Below are 21,920 nucleotides of genomic sequence, written 5' to 3'. Positions count from 1 at the left end.
CTTTTTTAAGAAACGATTTTCTCTAATACTACTTTTAACTTTGACAAAGCTCGCGAATGAATTTGAGATATTCTCGAAGTTGATAACCCTAACACTTGTCCAATCTCGGTTAAGGTTAATTCTTCTTTGTAAAACAAACTAATGACAAGCTGCTCTTTTTCATTAAGTTGTGTAATGAGATATGCCAACTGATCAAAAAGTTCTCCTTCTATAAGTCGATCTTCAGGCGTTTTAGCACGATCATCTTTAATCATGATAGTCAAATTTTCTCCATCATCATGATCTTGTAATTGCTCATCAATCGATAAGATGTTGGAAAAGTAATTTTCATTTACAGCTTGTAAAACTTCTTCTTTGGACATACCGACCTCTTCGGCAATCTCTTCAGGAGTTACATTTCGTAAATATTTTTGCTCTAATCGTTCAATCGCTACTTCGATTTTTTTCGTTTTTTCACGTGAGCTACGGGGTAACCAATCTTCTTTTCGAAGTCCATCTAGAATGGCACCACGTATTCGAAAAGTAGCATACGTATCAAATTTCAAATCACGGTCAGGGTCATACTTCTCAAGTGCATCATATAAGCCGAACATTCCTAAGCTCATTAAATCTTCTTTATCGACGTTTTTAGGTAATCCAACCGAAATGCGCCCCACATGGTAACGGACTAATGGCATGTACTTTTTTATTAGCATGTCACATGCCTGTCTATCACGACACTCGATCCATTTTTGCCAATATTGCTTCTCATCATTAAGTGTCATTTGGGCCATTTGTCATCCTCCTCTAAAAATACGTGAACCTTTTATCAGTCGGTATTTGTCCAAATTCCATAATTCAATATTTATGTTAAATTTCTCGTGTTCCTTTATTCACCGTACGAATCATCAGTTTGCAAGTATCCGGATCAAATTCAATCGTTCTACCAGCATTCCCCCCCACGTCTTCAGCTACGAGGGGAATTCGAAATGACTTTAATTCTTCTTTTATGGCTTCGACATTTCGAGGTCCTATTCTCATAATGTCTGATGCTGGTTTAAAAGAGAACATTTGTGCTCCACCAGCTATTTTTGCACGAAGGGAAGTTAAAGGCATTCCTTCTTTTTGAAAATGTTGTACAAGTTTTTTCACTGCAGTATCTGCGTATTTCGCTTCGTTTAATTCTTCTGATTTCGCTAAGGAAGAATCCGGTAGCATAATATGTGCTAACCCTGCCGTTTTATTCTTTTCATGGTAAACAATCAATCCTACACATGAGCCTAGACCGGATGTTCGGATTTTATAGGGTGCTTTTACAAATTTTAAGTCGGCAATCCCAACCTTAACAACAGATGATAGCTGATTCATAATTTTAAACCTCTAACTTCTCAAAGATTTTCTGATAAGCCTCATGATTGGGTAAAAAGAAAATGTGACCTTTTAAGAAGTCTTGATCTTGTTGTTCATTATCTTTGATCACTGTGTCAATGATTAACGCTTGATCACTTACTGGCGATAATTCTAATAACCCGTGACTAATGACCGCTCCAAACATGTCAACGGATAAAAACGGCACGGATTGATAAATATACAATTTAGTTAAATCGGAAAGAGCAGAAACATACGACCCTACTAAAATGTTCCCAAGTTCTTGAAGTGCTGAAATTTCTAAATCATTCATTTCTTTTTCAAGTGAAATCGTGGTTTCACCGACTAATACATTTAAATATTCTGAAGCATTTTGAACGGATAGAATGAAAAACATTGACCCTTGAATGTCACCTTCAAGACGTAAATAAAGAGCAACCACTTCTTGTTCTGACCCGATTAACTCCATGATTTCATCAAATGTTCCTACTTTTGCATCCGGTACTTCCATATGAATGGCTTTATTTAAAATATTCGACAATGCTGTAGCTGCATTCCCGGCTCCGATGTTTCCAATTTCCTTCAACACATCCAATTGCGCGTTAGTAATATTTTTTAGGAAACTCATACATCTTGCCCCTCAAGTACTTTGTCAATATCTAATAACATAATGAGACGCTTATCAATTTTAGTAACTCCTTTTATAAATGAAGATTCGACCCCACCTACCACTTCAGGTTTTGGTTCGATTTGGTCTTCCGTTATATCAATCACATCATGGGCCGCGTCAACAATCAATCCAACATCCACATTATTTTTTGATGAAATAATTACACGAGTTTGATCATCAATTTTTTCTTCTAAACTAAATCGTGTTCGTAAATCAATTATTGGTGTCACAACCCCGCGTAAATTAATAACTCCTTTTATGTAGGAAGGCGTTCCAGGAACACGTGTAATGTGAACGATTTTCTCAATTGATTTTACATCTTGTACGAATATGCCGTATTCTTTTTCTTCTAGTTGAAACACGATAACTTTTAGTTCATTTACCGCTGTTTGTGTCATTTATTCCCTCACCTCTACCGTGATCATTTTATGAGAGGAAAGCGGAAGGCCACCCTCCTCTCTTTTATTACTTAATTAAGGAATTGCAATCTATAATTAAAGCTACTTGCCCATCACCTAGGATTGTTGCACCCGAAATTGCGAATACATTTGTTAAATATTGTCCTAGTGACTTTAAGACGATTTCTTGTTGTCCGATAAATGAATCTACAACGAGACCGGCCATTTTATCTCCTTTTTTCACGACAACAACTGAATACATATCATCTTCTTTATCATCTTCTACCCCAAATAAGTCACGCAAGAAAACGAGAGGTACGATTTTTCCTCGATAATCAATCACTTTATAATCATGAGTTTGTAAAATATCTTCTTTATTAATGACAAGCGACTCAATAATTGAAGAAATCGGAATTCCATATTTCTCTTTCCCTAATTCAACAAGCATCACGGAAATAATGGATAGAGTTAATGGTAATTGAATAGAGAATAACGTTCCTTTCCCTTCAATCGAATCAATCGTGATGCTTCCACCTAGTGACTCAATCGTATTTTTAACTACATCCAGTCCAACACCGCGCCCGGATATATCAGAGATTTGGTCAGCTGTTGAAAAACCAGATGAGAAGATTAATTGATAGATTTGTTGTGGTGAAAGGGTTTCTGCTACTTCTTTAGAAACGACTCCACGCTCAATCGCTTTTTGTAGTACTTTTCGCTGATTAATTCCATTTCCATCATCTTCAATTTCAATAAAGACATGGTTTCCACTATGGTAAGCACGTAATACAAGCTTTCCTTCTTCATGCTTACCATTAGCTAAGCGAACCTCAGGTGTTTCAATTCCATGGTCGATTGCATTACGAATTAAATGAACTAGAGGATCACCAATTTCGTCAATGACAGTGCGATCAAGCTCTGTTTCTGCGCCAATAATTTGCAATTTAATTTTTTTATTCAAATCTCTTGCTAATTGCCGCACCATTCGAGGGAAACGATTAAACACCGTTTCAATTGGAATCATACGCATATTTAAAATAATATTTTGGAGGTCACCAGAAACACGTGACATTTTCTCGACCGTTTCTTTTAATTCTGCGTGATTTAAATCTTTAGAGATTTGCTCTAATCTGCCTTTATCAATAACTAACTCTTCAAATAAGTTCATTAATACGTCGAGTCGATCGATGTTCACACGAATCGTTTTGGATGATTGTTTTGCTTTTTTGCTCGGCTGCTCCTTCGGTTTTGAATCTTCTTTTTTCTCACCTTGTTCTGCAGCTTCTTTTTTCGGAGCCTCAATCGTAGCTGCAACGCTGTCATTTGAATCTTCAACTTCTTGATTTACCGATTCATCTAGTTGAACTTCTGACACTTCAACTTTCTCAATCTCTGATACTTTTAATACTTTAGATTGAATGGCCTCTTTCTCTTCTTTTGTAATATATGTAACGACAAACTGATGGTCGAATTTCTCTTCTTCTAACAATTCGACAGATGGAGTCGATCTAACGATTTCCCCTTCCTTTTCCAACAGTTCAAAAACCATGAATGCACGAGCACCTTTTAGTAAACAGTCTTCGCGAAGTGTAACCGTTAATTCGAGAACTTGATATCCTTGTTCTTTTGACTGCATAATAATTGTTCGCTCATACTCATCAAATGATTTGTTTTGTTCATCTAAGCCTTGAGCATCGTCTGTAGAATTTGAAGCTTCACCTTTCTCGATTTGCTCTAACTTTTTCACTAGAGCGGATACATCTTTTTTCCCATCTCCACCAGAGGCGATCGATTCTACCATTTCTTCTAGACTTTCCATTGCTGAAAAGAGAACGTCTACGATATCCGTGTTTACAACTAACACTTCATTTCGAATCGCGTCTAAAACATTCTCCATTTTGTGTGTTAAATCTGCTAAATCTTCGAATCCCATTGTTGCGCTCATACCTTTTAATGTATGTGCTGAACGAAAGATTTCATTAACAATGGATAAATCTTCAGGGGCTTGCTCAAGATCAAGAAGTTTTTCATTACATGTTTGAAGATGTTCTTTGCTTTCCTCCAAGAAGATCTCTAAATACTGGTTCATTTCCATATGAGGCTCACTCCTTGTATTTTCAAATAATACTTTGAATACTTTGCGGAATATCTTTCAAATCAACAATATGATCAATTACATTTGCTTCAATCGCAGATTTTGGCATCCCGAAAATAATCGAGGATTCTTCCGATTGAGCAATGGTCGTCACATTCCCAGACTCTTTTAATGCTTTTAATCCTTTTGTGCCATCGTACCCCATACCTGTCATAATGACTGCTACTTTGTCATAATTAAGGAGTTTACTCATCGATTCGAACAATAAATCGACGGATGGTCGATAACCTCCATGGTCTTCGTTCACGATAACGATTTGAAGAGATGCACCTTTTTGTATAATTTTCAAATGTTGTCCTCCTGGCGCTACGTAAACAACACCTTTTTGAACGATTTCTCCATTCTCTGCTTCTTTCACTTGCAATTCAGACATTTCATTTAATCGTTCAGCGAGTGATTGAGTAAACCCTTTTGGCATGTGTTGAGCTACAAAATAAGATGCCCTTCGATTATTAGGTAAATGTGGGATAACCATCTGAAGTGCTCTTGGCCCACCGGTTGAGGTACCAATTCCTACTAAAACGTGATCATTTTTTTTCGCCATTGGTATTCTTTTAACAACCGGTTGAACAGTTATTGTTTGCTCTTGTTCCTTATGATGAACAGTTTTCAGTCGCCTAGATGCATTAGCTGCTTGCAGTACTTTTTCGACGATTTGATCCTTTACTTTATGCAAATCTAACGATATAGCTCCTGAAGGCTTCGGAATAAAATCGAATGCTCCATATTGTAAGGATAATATGGTGTTTTTAGCCCCTGCTTTTGTCGTACTCGATAACATGATCACTGGAAGGGGATGGTCTTTCATAATTTTTTTTAATGTTTCAAGGCCGTCTAAAACGGGCATCTCAATATCAAGTGTAACAACATGCGGTTTGAAGCGTTGAATCTTATCTAAACCATCTTGGCCATTCCTTGCAGTGCCAACTACATCAATCTCCGGATGGTCATTTAAAAAATCAGAAATGAGTTTTCTCATAAATGCAGAATCATCGATGACTAACACTTTGATTTTTTGCAAAAGGAATCAACCTTTCAAAAAGAATTTTTTCAATCTATTAACAAACCCACTTTCATTCGATTCAATCCCCATTAATTTCGAAGCAATGGTGTCGACAGCTTTCGAAGATGGTGAAGATGGATATTTTAGCGTGAAAGGTGTTTGTTCCATAACTGCTTGTTGAACATGGCGGTCATCAGGGATAGTCCCTAATAAATGTATTTCGTTATGTAAAAATCGTTTTACTGTTTGAGAGAGCTTTTGCCATGTTTCTTCTCCATCGTTTCGTTTTTGACAGCGGTTCACAATTAATGAGATTTTTTTATCTGGCATCTCGTGTAATACTAGTTTTATAGCAGCATAAGCATCCATGATAGATGTTGGCTCAGGCGTTGACACAACGAGAACCTCATCCACACTTTTAATAAAATTTAAACTTATATCCGAAATCCCTGCTCCCATATCAAAAAAGATCTGGTCATATTGCATGGACATTTTTTCAAGTTGTTCAAAGAAGAACTGGTACTCATTATCCTTAAAGGAAATTAGCTTCGAAAGGCTCGTTCCTCCACTTAAAAAGTTCAATCGATTTGGCCCCACACTCACGCACTCTGTATAAGCTAGGCGTTCTTCAACCATATCGATAAGTGATTTAGAAGAGGAAGGAACCCCGAGTAACAAGTCAATATTCGCCATTCCAATGTCGCAATCAACGACTAAAACACTGTTTGCACGTTTTGCCAACAAAAGTGATATGTTTAAGACAAGGTTTGATTTTCCTACCCCACCTTTTCCACTAATTACAGCGTATGTCGTCGCTTGCTTTTGATGAATATTCTGTAATTGTAATCGGAGTTTTTCTGCTTGATCCATCTTAACTACCTCAATAACCATTCAACAAATTTTTCTCTATCCATCTTTTGGATATCATCAGGCACATCTTGTCCATTGGTTATGTACCCACATCCAATTCTCGTTTTCATAATGAGGTTTAGCATGGCTCCCCGCGTACTCGTTTCATCGTATTTTGTGAAGATGAATTGATGAATCGGAATCGTAGAAAATTGTTCGAATATACTTTCCATATCCTCATATTTAGCAGTTAGAGAGAAAACAAGGAATGTTTCCATATCATGATGAAAATCAATAACTTTTTCTAAATCTTTTACATATTGCTGTTCCATGAAATTTCTGCCAGCAGTATCGATGAACACTACATCATAAGAATGAAGCTTTGTCTTAGCTTTAATAAAGTCTTCAGCGTTATAACAAACTTCAACAGGAGCATTTAAAATATTCGCATACGTTTTCAACTGTTCAATCGCTGCAATTCGATAGGTATCAGTCGTAATAAATGCTATGCTCTTTCCTTGCTTAATTTTCATTTCTGCCGCTAATTTTGCTAAAGTGGTAGTTTTACCAACTCCTGTTGGACCGATCACATTAATATATTTTTTATTTGACATTCCATGAAATGAGATTGAACTCAGTTCATTCTTCACTTCTTTTTTTATGACATCCCAAAGGTGGTCAACGTCCATTTCTTTTTTATTCAAATAGAAAGCTTCTACAACCGATGACATGATTTTTGTTCGAATTTCATCGGATATTCCTTGTCGTTTTAAAGTATTTTCAAAGACAGCCAATTCATCAGGGTAAATCCGTTCTCCACTCTGAGGAACGTTTTGAATCAGTTTTTTTAAACCTCTCATTTCTTCCATTAATAGATGGACAGTCTCATTGGAAGTACTTGATTCAGTATTTTGTTCCTGAATGCGTTCTACACTTGTCTCAATTCTTGCGATTTTTTTTGTGCGTTTATCGGGATCATCATCGATTCCAGCAATCACTTCAATATTTTTCTTTTGAAAAAGGCCGAAAAATCCACCCGTATAAACCACTTTTGAATTTAAAATGACAGCATCTTGACCCAAGTCTTTTCGAATATATTTCATCGCTTCCTGTAAAGAAGAAGCTTTATATTTTTTAATTTTCATTATGCATTCACCACCCCGACGCTCTGTACCTCAACATTAGCTTCTAACTCATTGTATGAAAGGATCGGTATATCAGGTAAGTATCGTTCTAGCAGTTCTCGCACATACATTCGAACAGCAGGAGAACATAGAATTATCGGTGTTTCACCTTGCATCGATAGCTGCTCTACTTGATTAGCAACTGATTCGATTATCGCTTGAGAATGTTGTGGGTCTAACGATAAATAATTACCATGTTCCGTCTGATGTACTCCATCTGCGATTAGTTTTTCTGTTTGACCAGAGAGTGTGACAACTTTTAAAGCCTCACCGTCTTTTGTATACTGGCTTGTTATTTGTTTAGCGAGCGCTTGTCTTACATACTCAGTTAACAGATCTGGGTCTGTCGTCATTTTTCCATAATCTGCTAACGTTTCAAAAATGACAGGCAAATTACGTATTGACACTTTTTCCTTTAATAATTTTGACAAGACTTTTTGAATATCTCCAATTGATAATGGATTTGGCGTTACTTCTTCAACGACAATTGGATATTGGGATTTCAAATGATCGACAAGCTGTTTCGTTTCATGCCTACCAAGCAATTCGTACGCGTGTTTTTTTAACAACTCAGTAATATGCGTTGAAACAACGGAAGGTGGGTCCACTACTGTAAATCCGTATATTTCAGCCTCATCCTTCGTTTCTTCACTAATCCATTTTGCTGGTAAACCGAATGAAGGTTCCTTCGTATGAATCCCATCGATAGAATCTTCCTCTATTCCTGGTCCAAGGGCTAAATAGTGATCTAATAACAATTCACCTTTAGCTACTTCATTCCCCTTAATTTTTAAGCGATACTCATTCGGCTCTAACTGAATATTGTCCCGAATTCTTACAACTGGAATGACCATCCCAAGTTCAATCGCCAATTGCCTACGAATCATAACGATACGATCTAAAAGGTCTCCACCTTGATTCGTATCAGCAAGGGGAATTAATCCATAGCCAAACTCAAATTCTATCGGGTCTAAATCTATAAGATTCATGATTTGCTCTGGGCTCTTCATATCTTGAATTGGTTCTTCTTCTTCAACCTGCTCACTCACAGCCATTTCACGTTGCTGTGTACGGGTCATATAATACCCAAGTGAAGCAAGTAGAATTGCAATCGGAGCCGTTAATAGCACTCCAATCGGTGTCACTATTCCTAATAAGAATATTGTACCTCCAGCAACATACAGCATTTTTGGATAAGCAAATAGTTGTTTTGTAATGTCGCTTCCTAAGTTTCCATCAGATGCTGCACGTGTAACGACAATACCGGTTGCAGTCGAAATCAATAAGGCGGGAATTTGACTAACAATTCCGTCGCCAACAGTTAATAATGTATAACGAGATGCTGCTTCCTGTAACGGTAAGTCTTGTTGAACCATTCCGATAATGATACCAAAGATGATGTTAATTAGAACAATAACAATTCCAGCTATGGCATCTCCTTTAACAAATTTACTGGCCCCGTCCATCGCACCGTAAAAATCCGCTTCTCTAGCTACTTTTTCACGACGTTTCTTCGCTTCTTCATCGGAAATAATACCTGCATTTAAATCAGCATCGATACTCATTTGTTTCCCTGGCATAGCATCTAGTGTAAAGCGAGCAGCTACTTCTGAAACACGTTCTGAACCTTTTGTGATAACAATAAATTGAATAATTATTAATATTAAGAACACAACAAACCCTACTAAAACATTCCCACCAACAACGAAAGTTCCAAACGTTTCGACTACTTTTCCTGCTTCTCCTTTTGAGAGAATGGATCTTGTAGTTGAAACATTAAGTCCAAGGCGGAAAAGAGTTAGTAATAAGAGTAATGATGGAAAAATTGAAAACTGTAATGGTTCCTGCATATTCATGGATGTGAGGAGAACCAACAATGCAAGAGAAATATTAATAATGATTAATATACTCAACATCCAAGGTTGAAAAGGTATTATGAGCATGGCAATAATTAATATGACAGAAATAAGAACGGATAAATCTCTTGCTTGCATGAATTTTCTCTCCTAACAACTAATTACACTTTCTGTTTTAATCGATATACGTATGCGATAATTTCTGCGACTGCTTTAAAGAAATGCTCTGGTATAACATCTCCAATCTCAGTCTGGTCATATAGAGCTCTGGCCAACGGTTTGTTTTCCACAAGGACAACGTCATGTTTATGCGCAATCTCTTTTATTTTTTGAGCTAAAAAATCTGTACCTTTAGCAACGACAAAGGGTGCATCTAATTTTTCTTCATCATATTTAATCGCAATGGCAAAGTGAGTTGGATTCGTAATGACGACATCTGCTTTCGGAACTTCTTCCATCATCCTTTGCATAGCCATTTCCCTTTGCTTCTGCTTAATACGAGACTTGATTAACGGATCTCCTTCTGTTTTTTTAAATTCATCTTTTATATCTTGTTTAGACATTCGGATATTTTTTTCAAAATCATATTTTTGATATACATAGTCTAAAACTGCAATGAAAAGGAGCGCACCTGAAGCAAACAGCCCCATTTGAAGTGTTAAATTCGCAAGGAATACAAATGCGTCACCTACTGACATCTGTGGCAATGTCAATAACTCATCGAACTGAAAATAGAGAACGAGAAATGTAACGAATCCCACGAAAGTAATCTTCAAAATGGATTTTAAAAGCTCCACTAGTGCACGAAGCGAGTATATTCGTTTAAATCCTTGGATCGGATTAATTTTCTCTAACTTCATTTTTAACGGCTCAGTCGAAAACATAAAGCCTACTTGCATATAGTTACTTACTAAACCTGCAATGACGGCTACAACAAACATTGGGGCAACCATTTTTGCTGACTGATACATTAACGTTTGAAACAGCATATGGACGTTTTCTTCATTCAATTCGATAAATAGATATTCACTAAATGTGGTCCGAAAAAGTGATAACATTAAATCCAGCATATAGCGTCCAAAAAAGAGTAAAGCAAGAAACATGAAGAATAACGTGATGGCGGTATTTACATCAGCACTTTTGGCGACTTGTCCTTTTTTTCGTGCTTCTTGCCTCTTCTTCGGAGTCGCCTTCTCAGTTTTTTCTCCTGAGAAAAACTGTAAGTCTATTCGTATGAGACTCAACTAAAATCACCTAAAATTCTTAATAACGTATTAGTTAATTCGAGCATGAATTGAAATAATTCCTCAATAACGAAGAACAATGCTCCCATTACTAGGAAAATCATGATAAAACTCACGCCTATTTTTAACGGTAAACCGACTACAAATACATTTAATTGTGGCACTGTCCTCGCTACAATCCCAAGCGCTACATCTACTAGAAAAAGACAACCTACAATCGGAAGCGCCATTTGAAAAGCAACAATGAACATCGTATTAAAACTTTTTATGATAACAGCTGTCATGCTTTCATTCCCAAAAAGCAATACTCCTTTATCTAGCGGAATGAATTGAAAGCTATGAATCATCCCATCAATCAGAAGGTGATGTGCATTCGTACTAAGTAAAAGGAGCAATGCAACTATGTTAAAGAATTGACCGATTAACGGTGATTGGACACCTGTTTGAGGATCTACAATGCTTGCGATGGCAAATCCCATCTGAAAATCGATAAAGCTCCCCGCTGTTTGTATGGCAGCAAATATCAAGTAAGCAGCAAGACCGATCATTAAACCTACTGTCGCTTCTTTTAATATTAAGAGAATGAAACGTTCATCCAAACTTAAGGTAGGTACATCAATCGTGTATGTGATAAGTAGAGCGATAAAAAAGGAAATCCCAATTTTCATTCGATTAGGAATTGTACGGTACGAGAATAACGGCATTGTGACCATAAAGGATGCAATTCTTGTTAGTACAAGCAGAAAAGCAGGATAGTAGTTAATAAGATTCTCCATTACGATCCTATAAATTGATGTAGATTACTTAATAATTCATGTGTGTAAGATAACATTATCGATAACATCCACGGTCCAAAAAAGATTAAGCCCACTAAAACAGCAATAATTTTCGGAACAAAAGCTAATGTTTGTTCTTGTATTTGCGTTGTAGCTTGGAATATACTTACAAGTAAACCGACAATTAAGGCTAACAAAAGGATCGGACCGCAAACGATTAAGGTCGTATAAACTGCTCTTTCTGCCAATGATAATACCATTTCCGAACTCATGTTTTTCCCCTTCTCTAAAAGCTTTGTAATAACGATTTAATAACGAGGTACCACCCATCAACTAACACGAACAATAATATTTTAAACGGTAGTGAAATCATGACCGGCGGTAGCATCATCATCCCCATCGACATTAAAATGCTCGCTACTACCATATCAATAATTAAAAATGGAATAAAAATTAAAAATCCAATTTGAAAGGCAGTTTTTATTTCACTGATTGCAAATGCAGGTACAAGTGCTGTCATCGGGATGTCATCAACCGATGTAGGTTCGACATCATGATACTTTAAGAACAAGGCCAAATCTTTTTGCCTTGTATGTTGACTCATAAATTCTCGAAACGGCTTTTCCGCTTTTTCGTAGGCCTCTTCCAAATCAATTTCATTGTTAAATAGAGGTGTTAAGGCTTGTTGATGAACCTCTTGAAATGTAGGGCCCATTATAAAAAACGTCATAAATAAAGCTAACCCGATTAATACTTGATTAGGAGGCATTTGTTGAGTTGCCAATGAAGTTCGAACAAATGATAAAACGATTATGATTCTAGTAAAACAAGTAAATAATATTAAAATGCTTGGTGCTAGAGAAAGAACAGTTAGCAACAGCAATAACTGAATACTTGTCGTTACATTTTCTGGATCGCTTTGATTGAATAACTCAATAAACTCATTCATCTTCTGCCTTTCCCTTCATGTTAAGCTGAATCATTTGTTCTGAACGTTTCTTCATCATTTCTTCAAGTTCTTTTTTAAATGAGAATTGAGGAGTGCTCGACTTTCTTTGGTTAAACCAGTTTTTCACCTTTTCTTCAACTGGAGATTTGAAAGCTTGCTCTTTTTCAGCCTTAATTCGCTCAATTTCTTCATCCTCATCAATTTCTTTTAACAATTGAATTGAGTCCCCTACACCTAGAACGAATACTCGGTCTCCAACTTTTACAAGCTGAATGGACCGATTTTGGCCTAAGCTTGTACCTCCTAAAAGCTCAATATAGCTGGACCCTTGAAACAAACGGTTTTTACTTTTTAGAAATCTCATTAACAGGTAAATAAGTAATAAAACAAACAGAAAAGCAAAAATCATCTTGATAAATTCAACAAACGAGATTTCCGCTGCTGGTACTTCTGGTTCGACAAATGGCTCTTCTTTTCCATCGTTACTATAGAAATCACTAACAGATGTATTACCTGCCTCTGCCACTACGACTGTGACAGAGGACAGCGTGCATAATAAAAAAATAGAAAAGAAGAATAATAGCTTTTTAACTCTTTTCAAAGGAGGAATTCCCCTTAAGCTCCTAATGTTTTACTAATTGCTTCTAATACTCGATCTGCTTGGAATGGTTTGACGATAAAATCTTTCGCACCAGCTTGAATTGCATCAATTACCATCGCTTGTTGCCCCATTGCAGAACACATAATGACTTTTGCATTTGGGTTAATTTGACGAATTTCTTTCAATGCTTGAATTCCATCCATTTCTGGCATTGTAATATCCATTGTAACTAAGTCAGGTTGTAATTCTTTGTATTTTTCAACAGCTTGAACCCCGTCTGCTGCTTCTGCAACCACTTCATACCCATTCTTAGTTAAAATGTCCTTAATCATCATTCGCATAAATGCTGCATCATCCACGATTAAAATTTTGTTTGCCATAGTTCATCCACTCCTATTACGAATTATTAATTTTATTTAAGCGTTCTGATTGGCTTAATATATCCGTAACACGAACGCCAAAATTCTCATCAATGACGACAACTTCTCCTTTAGCCACTTTTTTATTGTTAATTAATATATCAACCGGCTCTCCCGCCAACTTATCAAGTTCAATAATAGATCCGGTGGAAAGTTCAAGAATCTTTTCAATTGACCGTTTTGTACGGCCTAACTCCACAGTAACAGTTAATGGTATGTCCAGTAACATATCTAAATTCGAAACATCCGTATGAACTTGCTGTGGTTCAAACGAAGCGAATTCGACTGGTTTTGCATTTACTTGTTTCGGCTCCTTCTTTGGCTCGGTTTGTGGAGGAGTAACTGGTGCTGGAGCCGGTTCAGATTGAGTAGATGGTTTCTGTGGTTTAGGCTCTTCTTGAGAAGGTGCAACCACTTCTTCCACTACCTGTTCTTCCGTATGCATTAATTGGTCAATTAATTCACGAGCAAATTCAATCGGAAGCAACTGCATAATTTGCGAATCAATTAAATTGCCGACTGTTAATCGAAAAGATACCTTTAAGAATAACTCTTCTTCTAAAATACTTTCCGTTCCTTTACCTTCGTGAACATTTAGTAAGTCAATAGCAGGAGGAGAAATATCCACCTTTTTGTTAAAAACTGTTGACATTGATGTTGCTGCTGAACCCATCATCTGGTTCATCGCTTCTTGTACTGCACTTATTTGTATTTCTCCTAAATCTTGCGGATTGGAGCCGTCACCCCCAATCATTAAATCTGCAATTATAGATGCATCACTTTGCTTTATAACTAGTATATTACTACCTGTAAACCCTTCTGTATAGTAGACTTGAATCGAAACATAAGGGTGCGGAAATTCATCAGCCAATTGCTGACGATTAACGAGTGATACTGTTGGGGTAGTAATTTGAACCTTTTGATTCAAAAGGGTAGACAAAGCCGTCGCTGAACTTCCGAACGAAATGTTTCCAATCTCACCTATTGCATCTTGTTCCATTTCTGAAAAGAAGTCGTTGATGTCTTTTTGACTACTCTTTGAATCTTCTTGTTCGTCAGGCATCCCCCCGCCATTTAATAGCGCATCAATTTCATCCTGCGACAGCATATTAGAATTCATTTTCGTCCTCACCTCGATTTATCACGTCAAGAATTTGTACTGCTAATCGGTTTTTCACTTTTCCTGGTTGTCCGGTGAACTTCGGCACTTCCCCAACCTTAACCGTCAGAGGATCTGTTACCATCGACTCTAAACGAATCATATCCCCTTCTTGTAGCTCAAGAAACTCTTTAATAGTTAATTGTGCATACCCTAGTTCAGCACTTAAAGGCACTTCCGCTCGTTTTATTTGTTTTTTAATAGCTTTCGTTTCGACTTCCATCGGCTCTTTTCGCTCAGATTGCATCCAGTAGTGAGCAGAGAGCTTCGGAATTATTGGCTCTAACACGACTTGCGGCAAGCATAAGTTAATCATACCGCTCGTCTCTCCAATTTGTGTATTTAACGATATGACGACAACTGTTTCATTCGGGGAAACGAGCTGTAAAAATTGAGGATTTATTTCAAAATCTTGCATCACAGGATCAATTTCAACAATTCCTTCCCATGCTTCTCGATAATTCTCTAAGGATTTTTCGAAAACATTCGAAATAATTTTCGTCTCAATTTCTGTAAGGCTTTCGATTTTGTTCATCGATACCCCTAATCCACCCATTACACGGTCCATCATCGCATAGGCGATGTTCGGATTTACCTCCATCAAGACTCTTCCTTCAAGTGGCTGCATTTCAAAAACATTTAAAATCGTCATCTTAGGAATCGAACTAACGAATTCTCCATATGGAAGTTGATCAACTGACGCCACAGAGATTTGAATATAAGTACGTAACTGTGCGGAGAAGTAGGTTGTTAATAATCTTGCAAAGTTATCATGAATCCTCGTAATACTTCGGATTTGGTCCTTTGAAAATCGCAAAGCTCGTTTAAAATCATATACTTTAACTTTTTTTGACTCTTCTTCTTTTTTTAATTCGTCCGCATCCATCTCTCCGGTAGATAGAGCCGACAAGAGTGCATCAATTTCACTTTGTGACAATATTTCATTTGATGACATGAGCATTCACCTCCCCATCCAAACTATTTCATCTTACTGAAGGATAAAGGAGGTTATGTAAATTTCTTTAACCTCACCCTCGATCATTAATCCATTCACATTATTTTTTACTTTTTCTTTAAAGAGTTTCATTCCATTTTCCCCTTCAAGCTCACTCGCTTTCATGTTTGCAAGAACGGAGATGACAATATCACGCACTTGAAAATCTCGTTTTTCAAGTTCTTCCTTTCCTTTTTTATCATTCGCTTCAATCCGCATTGATAGCTGAACAATATTTCCAGTAGCTAAGTTAGTCGTTAGCTCAGAAATTTCAACCGTTGACGCTACAACATCATCCACAGTCTTTTCTTTCTTTTCATCTCCATCATTTATAAAATTATTAATAACTACTAAAGCGGTAATCCCGATAACGGAAATGGAAGCAATGATAATGAGTAAAATATTTAAAAACCTTCTATTCATCCTCATCCAACACTCCTAACTTGTTCATGGAAGAGGTTAGACCTATTTCCTTATAGAACGTCATTATTTTTGCTTCGATCTCTTTCTGGCTTTCTTTCACGATATACTTATGCCCATTCGTTAATGTAATGGTCGAATCGGGCAGAAATTCTACCCGTTCGAACAACAATACATTCAATAGGAACGGCTGACCATTTAATTTCGTTAATGTAATCATTTACAGTCACCACTTAACTTCATTATCGCTTCAAGCTCATTAATTCTTGCAGGATTTCATCAGAAGTTGTAATAATTTTTGTATTAGATTGGAAACCTCTTTGGGCTACGATCATTTCTGTAAACTCTTCTGACAAGTCAACATTTGACATTTCTAATGCACCGGAAGTAAGAGTACCTGTACCATTAGTTCCTGGTGCGAATAATTCATCTAATTGTATTCCATTTCCATTCTTATCGACTGAACCGGAGTTAGATGATTCTTTAAAGAGGTTTGCTCCGACTTTTTCTAGACCACCTGCATTCGGGAAATTAGCAATGCGAATTTGACCAGCTACATTTAATTCACCATCTTGGTTAACAAACGTAATTGTTCCATTTGGTCCAATACTAAAGCTCTTCGCTGATAATGGAATCTGAATTAATCCGGCACTTCCACTCAAAGAATCTGTCCATGAAGGTTCTTTTAACCTTTCAGCAGCATCTTCATATTTGATTACAGATTGTGCTACATTATTTAAATCTGTTGTATAGCTCTCTAAAGAGTTTATTAGCTGGTTCATCGTATCTAATTGAGTAGAACTTGCAGGTGTACCTACCGCAATTGTACTTGCGTCAGGGTAATTCCCTGAGATCGTAGAAACAGCACTTGTAATTTTCGTTAAAATATCTGTGATTGGTGTTGCGCTGTTAAACGTATCAATTGAATTGTTAAGGGTTGTAAGCGCAGTTGCAAAATCTGTAGCAACGGCATCAAAACCTGTTCCTGCAGTCGTGACTCGGTTGTTAAAATCCGTGTAAATCGTTTGTAATGCTTGATGTGCACTGTCCATTGCATCATATAAAGGTGATGGATTTGGACTTCCAGCATCTGACCATATTTTGACCGACTCGTTGTATGCTTCAAAGGCAGATTTCAAATCATTTGCTTTATCATAAATTTCCTTTAAAGACTCATACATGTTTTCATATGGTGTATTAAAAGAAGCTATGGCTGTTAAAGCATTATTGGCTTTCGTAATTCCATCATCAGTTGGAACAGATTTTTCACCGGTTTCTCCGATAACGTACATCCCATCCCCTGTTACTAAATAGCCTCTTTCATCTAAATAGAAGTTACCTGCGCGCGTGTAGGCTAAATCAACTGCATTATTAATATTTCCGGCGATTTTATTGTCACCAATTGCATTTCCTATATCGATGTTAATGCGGCTGAAGTCACTTATGGTCGCTACAGGAAAAAATCCGTCTCCGTTAATCGCCAAATCAAGTGTACGAGCCGTCGTTTGAGTAGCTCCAGTCGTATGGATTGTATCAATTGTTCCAACGGTTGAACCAAGCCCTACTTGTTTAGGGTTTACACCTCCAAGGCCGCCTGCTGCTTCACTTGCCCCTGAAAGCTGTTGGTTCACTAGTTCTTTGAATGTAATACGGCTCTTTTTATATCCATATGTATTAACGTTTGCGATATTGTTACCGATCACATCAAGCTTTAATTGGAAGTTTTTCATACCACTTATTCCTGAATACAAGGAACGAAGCATATTATCCTCTCCTCATTCATTTTTCGTTGGATTATTTCGTTTTAGATTCGCTAATTTTAAAGACTGTGGAGGTTGTAATATCAATCCCATTTTCGAGCTGCAGAAGGACTTCTGTCCCGTTATATCGAACCGATTGAACAACCCCAAGATTTTCAATACCATTATCATCCCGATAGGTTACTTCTTTACCTATCATTTCGGAATATTGGAACATCGATTGTTGTTTTTGTTGTTGAACAAAATTAGACATCGTGCTATTTAAGTTTGTCATTTGCTCCAGTGACGAAAAATTAGCCATTTGCGAAATAAATTCTCGATCTTCCATCGGATTTAATGGGTCTTGATTTTGTAGCTGAGTAATAAGGATTTTCAAAAAGTCATCTTTTCCTAAAGAGGATGATGGTTGTTTTTGTTGACTTTTCACACTTGATAATAGTAAATTAGCATCTATTGAATTGAGAGTGCTCATGTTTCTTAACTCCTAAGCTTCAAGATTAAGAATTTCTTCAAGTCTATCCTTAAAGGATTCTTGAGAGTCGTCATGCTTCTTTTCATTTTTTTGATTCTGATGATGTTCCTTTTCTTGATGTTCTCGGAATGACGACATTGGTTGCTCCTCTACTAATTCGAATCGGTGTACGGCAATTTCAGTGTTTGGTAATGCTTGCTTTAATTGGTGGATACTATGCTCAAGTAATTCTTTTGCCGATTGTGTAGAAGCCATTATTTTTGCAATCGTTTCATTGTTCTGTTGTACTAATCTTACTGTTAAGCTTCCAAGATGCTCCGGGTTTAAACGAATAGTCATTACACTTTTTCCGTCTACTTGGCGATACATTTTGCTCGTTTTCATGATATCTAAAAACTTTTTAACAAACTCTTGTTGATCCACCATCGTTTTTTGGTCATTTCCCTTTGCAGTATTTAACGATAAGGGAAACTCAATCACATCTTTTGAATGATTAACGCCTACAGTTTGTACATTTTCGAAAGTAGGTATTACTGACTTTATCTTACCAAAGTCTTGTTGATGTTCACTTAGATTCAAGTTAAAATTTTGTAAATTGATAGGACTTTTTGTCGGTGTATTTCCTTTTAACTCTATAGCTCTAATGACCTTAAACAAATCTTCATTGTCCATAATTTTGTCAACGGCGCCGCTTAAATTTACGACTCTTTGATTCTGTAAGACTAAGTCCTTCATTTTTGACTTCACATGTTCATCTATAATTCCCGAAATTTGAGTAAGTAATTTAGTTAGCTCTTCAGCTTTATTCTTTGGCAAGACTGCTTGAATTTGAACAGGAGATAAGGACTCTATCTTCTTCAGTAGTCCTGTTAAGACCTCTAAATTGAACTGACCCTTATGACCCAATCGTACTGAAGGATTTTCTTTAGGTTCTCCATTATCTACCGAATTCACATTTGGGTTGATAAAATTTTCAGGCTTCAATTCTTTAAATAGATTTTCAAGGAAATGGTGTAATATAAATTCGATCTCTTTTGTACCATCATGAGCCGATTCACCTGCTGATTCTGCCTCGTTAACTTCTCCTAATGTCCCATTTTTCATATGAATAATTCCATTTAAAACTGAAGCAATGGAATCTATTAGTAGTTCATAAGGTTTTGTTTCACCAGTAAAATCACCTTTTGTATGAGTACTAATACTTTGAAACAACTGTCGAAATTGACCTTTTTTCATATCCACCTTAGCATTCATCTCATTCCCAAGTTGATTGGAAATTGGAAGAAGCCCAATTGGATTTACCATTGTTTCACCTCCTTTAATTCGAATCTTGAAGCAGCTTCGTCATTCGGGCTCGATCTTGAACATCCATCTTTTCAAGTATTCTTGCAATCGTTTCTTGTTTTAATGAAGTGAGAATTTGTGTTGCTGACTCATCGGACAATACTGCAATCGATTCAGCAGCTTTTGAAGGATTCATTTCTTCATAGATAGAAGTGATATCTACCTTTTGTTCACCTTCCCTATTTAATGCATTTAGTTCAGATTGCAGCGAGTGGAATTCAGCTTGTAATTCACTTAATTCATCCTCTTTTAACTGTAGGTCTTTCTCCAAAGCAGTAATCATTTGTTGTTGTTCATCAATCGTTTTCGTAAATTGTTCTTTTTCTTTTTCAAACTCTCTTGTTATCTGTTCCAATTCAGATATTGGATTTTCTTCTTTATCAATGTAATTGGATATGATTGGGATCGTTTTCGCTTTTTCCTTTACTTTTTGAAGTGGGTCAATTCCAACCATATAAAGAATAAAATAGATAAAAACAAGTGTTACAATGGATGATGTTACAATTATTAAAAACCATTGTAGTTTTGATAATGATTTTTCTTCATTTTCCATACTTTTCACCTAATTTCCCCGGTAGGAATAAGCCATTATCGAAATTTGATCAAGTTCTTTTATCTCATTATTTCTTTCTTCTTGCTTATACTTTTTGTAGTCATTTTCTTTCATTTTTTCATATTTCTTTAGCTCAATATTTTTATTTTTTAATAAGCTTTCCTTTTCATTCATTTTATTTCTAGTTAACATCACGAGCTTTTGATAATGATCAATAGTTCTTTCCAAATTAGTAACAAACTGTTGATAATGTCTCATTTCCTGAACAGCTAACCCTTTTTCCAACCCTTCCAATTTTGCCTTTTCAAGGTCTTCTTTTTTCTTTAAGCATTCATATAATTTTTGGGCTACTTTCTCGAAGTCCTCCACTGACTTTTCATAATCAGATAGAATTTGATTTTTCTCGTTCTCTTTCATATTTAGGATTGATTGGTATCGATAATAATAGGACAAACATCATCATCCCTTTTGAATTAGTTCCAGTAATTGTTGAACAGTTGTTTCGAACGATTGGCTCTCATCAATGGATTGCTTCAAAAATGATATAATATTCGGATAAATCCTTATTGCACGATCGATTTCTGCAGATGATCCACGCTTATAAGCCCCAATATTAATTAAATCTTCTGCTTCCAAGTAAGTAGACAAAATACTTCTTAGCTCATTCGCTCCACGTTTATGTTCATCTGTCACGATTGAATTCATTATCCTACTTACACTTTTCAATATATTAATGGCAGGATATTGTCCTTTATTAGCTAACTCTCGATCTAATACAATATGGCCATCCAAAATGCCGCGCACAGTATCTGAAATCGGCTCATTTAAATCATCACCGTCTACTAAAACCGTATAAAACGCGGTAATTGAACCATTTTGATTCGTACCTGTTCGTTCTAACAACTTCGGTAATAATGCAAATACAGATGGAGGATAACCTTTCGTAGTTGGAGGTTCACCAACTGCAAGCCCGACTTCCCTTTGTGCCATCGCTACCCTCGTAACAGAGTCCATCATGAGCATGACATTTAGACCTTTATCACGAAAATACTCAGCAATTGCCGTTGCCGTATAAGCTGCTTTAATTCTCATCAATGCAGGTTGGTCTGACGTTGCAGCAACAACAACTGATTTCTTTAAACCTTGTTCTCCTAAGTCTCGATTGATGAATTCGCGAACTTCACGACCACGCTCACCGATTAAGGCAATGACGTTAATGTCTGCTTTTGCCTGCTTGGCAATCATCCCAAGTAAAGTACTTTTTCCGACACCACTTCCTGCAAAAATACCAACTCTCTGACCATTTCCAATTGTTAATAATCCATCAATGGATTTAACTCCAACCTCCATTACATGCTCAATTGGAGGTTTCGTTAATGGATTAGGAGGTTCATTTTCACTCTTGACATTTGTCAATCCTTTTGGTAATTGTCCACCATCTAACGGATTTCCCATTGCATCTACAACTTGCCCAACAATATTCATGCCAACTTTAATGGTTAAAGGCTTCTGTGTCGCCTCAACAATGCTACCAGGGGCAACTTGTTTTATAGAGGTAAAAGGCATCAGAATGATATTTTCACCTTTAAACCCTACTACCTCTGCTGGGATTTTATCTCCGTTTTTTGTATGAATATAGCACAAATCACCAATTGAGCTTTCTGGTCCGATAGATTCAACAGTCAATCCAACCACTTTATGAATCTTTCCATAACGTTTGAACCGGTCAATTTCATCAATTTGTTGAAAGAGGTTTTGGATATCCAT

General features: G+C 36.6%; 25 protein-coding genes. All 25 read right to left on the bottom strand.

Features of this window, described 5'->3' with window-relative positions; all coding sequences use genetic code 11:
* Window positions 1-5 precede the first annotated feature (5 nt).
* Window positions 6-773, bottom strand: coding sequence for a FliA/WhiG family RNA polymerase sigma factor (locus tag ML543_RS08665; RefSeq protein WP_243386885.1), 768 nt, complete (start codon window positions 771-773; stop codon window positions 6-8).
* A 76-nt stretch (window positions 774-849) separates the two neighbouring features.
* Window positions 850-1,347: a chemotaxis protein CheD gene (locus ML543_RS08660; RefSeq protein ID WP_243386884.1), complete on the bottom strand. Its 498-nt coding sequence runs from the start codon at window positions 1,345-1,347 to the stop codon at window positions 850-852.
* 4 nt (window positions 1,348-1,351) lie between these two features.
* Entirely contained in the window at window positions 1,352-1,975 is a 624-nt protein-coding gene (locus tag ML543_RS08655) for a chemotaxis protein CheC (protein ID WP_243386883.1), read from the bottom strand.
* On the bottom strand, window positions 1,972-2,415 hold the full coding sequence (locus tag ML543_RS08650; RefSeq protein ID WP_243386882.1) for a chemotaxis protein CheW: 444 nt from the start codon (window positions 2,413-2,415) through the stop codon (window positions 1,972-1,974). The genes ML543_RS08655 and ML543_RS08650 overlap by 4 nt, the downstream gene beginning before the upstream one ends.
* A 67-nt stretch (window positions 2,416-2,482) precedes the next feature.
* Window positions 2,483-4,510, bottom strand: coding sequence for a chemotaxis protein CheA (locus tag ML543_RS08645; RefSeq protein WP_243386881.1), 2,028 nt, complete (start codon window positions 4,508-4,510; stop codon window positions 2,483-2,485).
* Window positions 4,511-4,532: 22 nt separating this feature from the next.
* The gene (locus ML543_RS08640; RefSeq protein ID WP_279326605.1) at window positions 4,533-5,591 is read right to left on the bottom strand and encodes a protein-glutamate methylesterase/protein-glutamine glutaminase; all 1,059 of its coding nucleotides are present in this window, start codon (window positions 5,589-5,591) and stop codon (window positions 4,533-4,535) included.
* 6 nt (window positions 5,592-5,597) lie between these two features.
* Entirely contained in the window at window positions 5,598-6,443 is an 846-nt protein-coding gene (locus ML543_RS08635; RefSeq protein ID WP_243386880.1) for a MinD/ParA family protein, read from the bottom strand.
* Between the two features lie 5 nt (window positions 6,444-6,448).
* Entirely contained in the window at window positions 6,449-7,567 is a 1,119-nt protein-coding gene (gene flhF, locus ML543_RS08630) for a flagellar biosynthesis GTPase FlhF (RefSeq protein ID WP_243386879.1), read from the bottom strand.
* On the bottom strand, window positions 7,567-9,600 hold the full coding sequence (gene flhA / locus ML543_RS08625) for a flagellar biosynthesis protein FlhA (protein WP_243386878.1): 2,034 nt from the start codon (window positions 9,598-9,600) through the stop codon (window positions 7,567-7,569). The genes flhF and flhA overlap by 1 nt, the downstream gene beginning before the upstream one ends.
* A gap of 23 nt (window positions 9,601-9,623) precedes the next feature.
* The gene (gene flhB, locus ML543_RS08620; RefSeq protein ID WP_243386877.1) at window positions 9,624-10,706 is read right to left on the bottom strand and encodes a flagellar biosynthesis protein FlhB; all 1,083 of its coding nucleotides are present in this window, start codon (window positions 10,704-10,706) and stop codon (window positions 9,624-9,626) included.
* Window positions 10,703-11,482, bottom strand: a complete 780-nt coding sequence (gene fliR, locus ML543_RS08615) for a flagellar biosynthetic protein FliR (protein ID WP_243386876.1) — start codon at window positions 11,480-11,482, stop codon at window positions 10,703-10,705. The genes flhB and fliR overlap by 4 nt, the downstream gene beginning before the upstream one ends.
* A complete protein-coding gene (fliQ, locus tag ML543_RS08610) occupies window positions 11,482-11,754 on the bottom strand; it encodes a flagellar biosynthesis protein FliQ (protein ID WP_243386875.1) in 273 nt (90 codons plus the stop codon). Before fliQ ends, fliR begins: the two co-directional genes overlap by 1 nt.
* A gap of 14 nt (window positions 11,755-11,768) precedes the next feature.
* Window positions 11,769-12,431, bottom strand: coding sequence for a flagellar type III secretion system pore protein FliP (fliP, locus tag ML543_RS08605; protein ID WP_243386873.1), 663 nt, complete (start codon window positions 12,429-12,431; stop codon window positions 11,769-11,771).
* Complete coding sequence (fliO, locus tag ML543_RS08600; RefSeq protein ID WP_243386871.1) at window positions 12,424-13,032, bottom strand: flagellar biosynthetic protein FliO; 609 nt, start codon at window positions 13,030-13,032, stop codon at window positions 12,424-12,426. Before fliO ends, fliP begins: the two co-directional genes overlap by 8 nt.
* Before the next feature lie 14 nt (window positions 13,033-13,046).
* On the bottom strand, window positions 13,047-13,412 hold the full coding sequence (locus ML543_RS08595) for a response regulator (RefSeq protein ID WP_243386870.1): 366 nt from the start codon (window positions 13,410-13,412) through the stop codon (window positions 13,047-13,049).
* Between the two features lie 16 nt (window positions 13,413-13,428).
* Entirely contained in the window at window positions 13,429-14,571 is a 1,143-nt protein-coding gene (gene fliY / locus ML543_RS08590) for a flagellar motor switch phosphatase FliY (RefSeq protein WP_243386869.1), read from the bottom strand.
* A complete protein-coding gene (gene fliM, locus ML543_RS08585; protein WP_243386868.1) occupies window positions 14,561-15,565 on the bottom strand; it encodes a flagellar motor switch protein FliM in 1,005 nt (334 codons plus the stop codon). Before fliM ends, fliY begins: the two co-directional genes overlap by 11 nt.
* Before the next feature lie 33 nt (window positions 15,566-15,598).
* Entirely contained in the window at window positions 15,599-16,027 is a 429-nt protein-coding gene (gene fliL, locus ML543_RS08580; protein ID WP_243386867.1) for a flagellar basal body-associated protein FliL, read from the bottom strand.
* Window positions 16,020-16,244: a flagellar FlbD family protein gene (locus ML543_RS08575; RefSeq protein ID WP_243386866.1), complete on the bottom strand. Its 225-nt coding sequence runs from the start codon at window positions 16,242-16,244 to the stop codon at window positions 16,020-16,022. The genes fliL and ML543_RS08575 overlap by 8 nt, the downstream gene beginning before the upstream one ends.
* A gap of 22 nt (window positions 16,245-16,266) precedes the next feature.
* Window positions 16,267-17,787: a flagellar hook-basal body complex protein gene (locus ML543_RS08570; protein WP_243386865.1), complete on the bottom strand. Its 1,521-nt coding sequence runs from the start codon at window positions 17,785-17,787 to the stop codon at window positions 16,267-16,269.
* Window positions 17,788-17,818: 31 nt separating this feature from the next.
* On the bottom strand, window positions 17,819-18,256 hold the full coding sequence (flgD, locus tag ML543_RS08565) for a flagellar hook assembly protein FlgD (protein WP_243386864.1): 438 nt from the start codon (window positions 18,254-18,256) through the stop codon (window positions 17,819-17,821).
* A gap of 12 nt (window positions 18,257-18,268) precedes the next feature.
* A complete protein-coding gene (locus tag ML543_RS08560) occupies window positions 18,269-19,561 on the bottom strand; it encodes a flagellar hook-length control protein FliK (protein WP_243386862.1) in 1,293 nt (430 codons plus the stop codon).
* Window positions 19,562-19,574: 13 nt separating this feature from the next.
* Complete coding sequence (locus ML543_RS08555) at window positions 19,575-20,153, bottom strand: MotE family protein (RefSeq protein ID WP_243386861.1); 579 nt, start codon at window positions 20,151-20,153, stop codon at window positions 19,575-19,577.
* A gap of 9 nt (window positions 20,154-20,162) precedes the next feature.
* Entirely contained in the window at window positions 20,163-20,606 is a 444-nt protein-coding gene (fliJ, locus tag ML543_RS08550) for a flagellar export protein FliJ (RefSeq protein WP_243386860.1), read from the bottom strand.
* A gap of 6 nt (window positions 20,607-20,612) precedes the next feature.
* On the bottom strand, window positions 20,613-21,920 hold the full coding sequence (fliI, locus tag ML543_RS08545) for a flagellar protein export ATPase FliI (RefSeq protein ID WP_243386859.1): 1,308 nt from the start codon (window positions 21,918-21,920) through the stop codon (window positions 20,613-20,615).

Source organism: Bacillus kexueae, from assembly GCF_022809095.1.
GTDB lineage: Bacteria > Bacillota > Bacilli > Bacillales > Aeribacillaceae > Bacillus_BZ > Bacillus_BZ kexueae.
The sequence above is the reverse complement of the archived record's forward strand: the minus strand, read 5'-3'. Positions and strand labels throughout refer to the sequence as shown.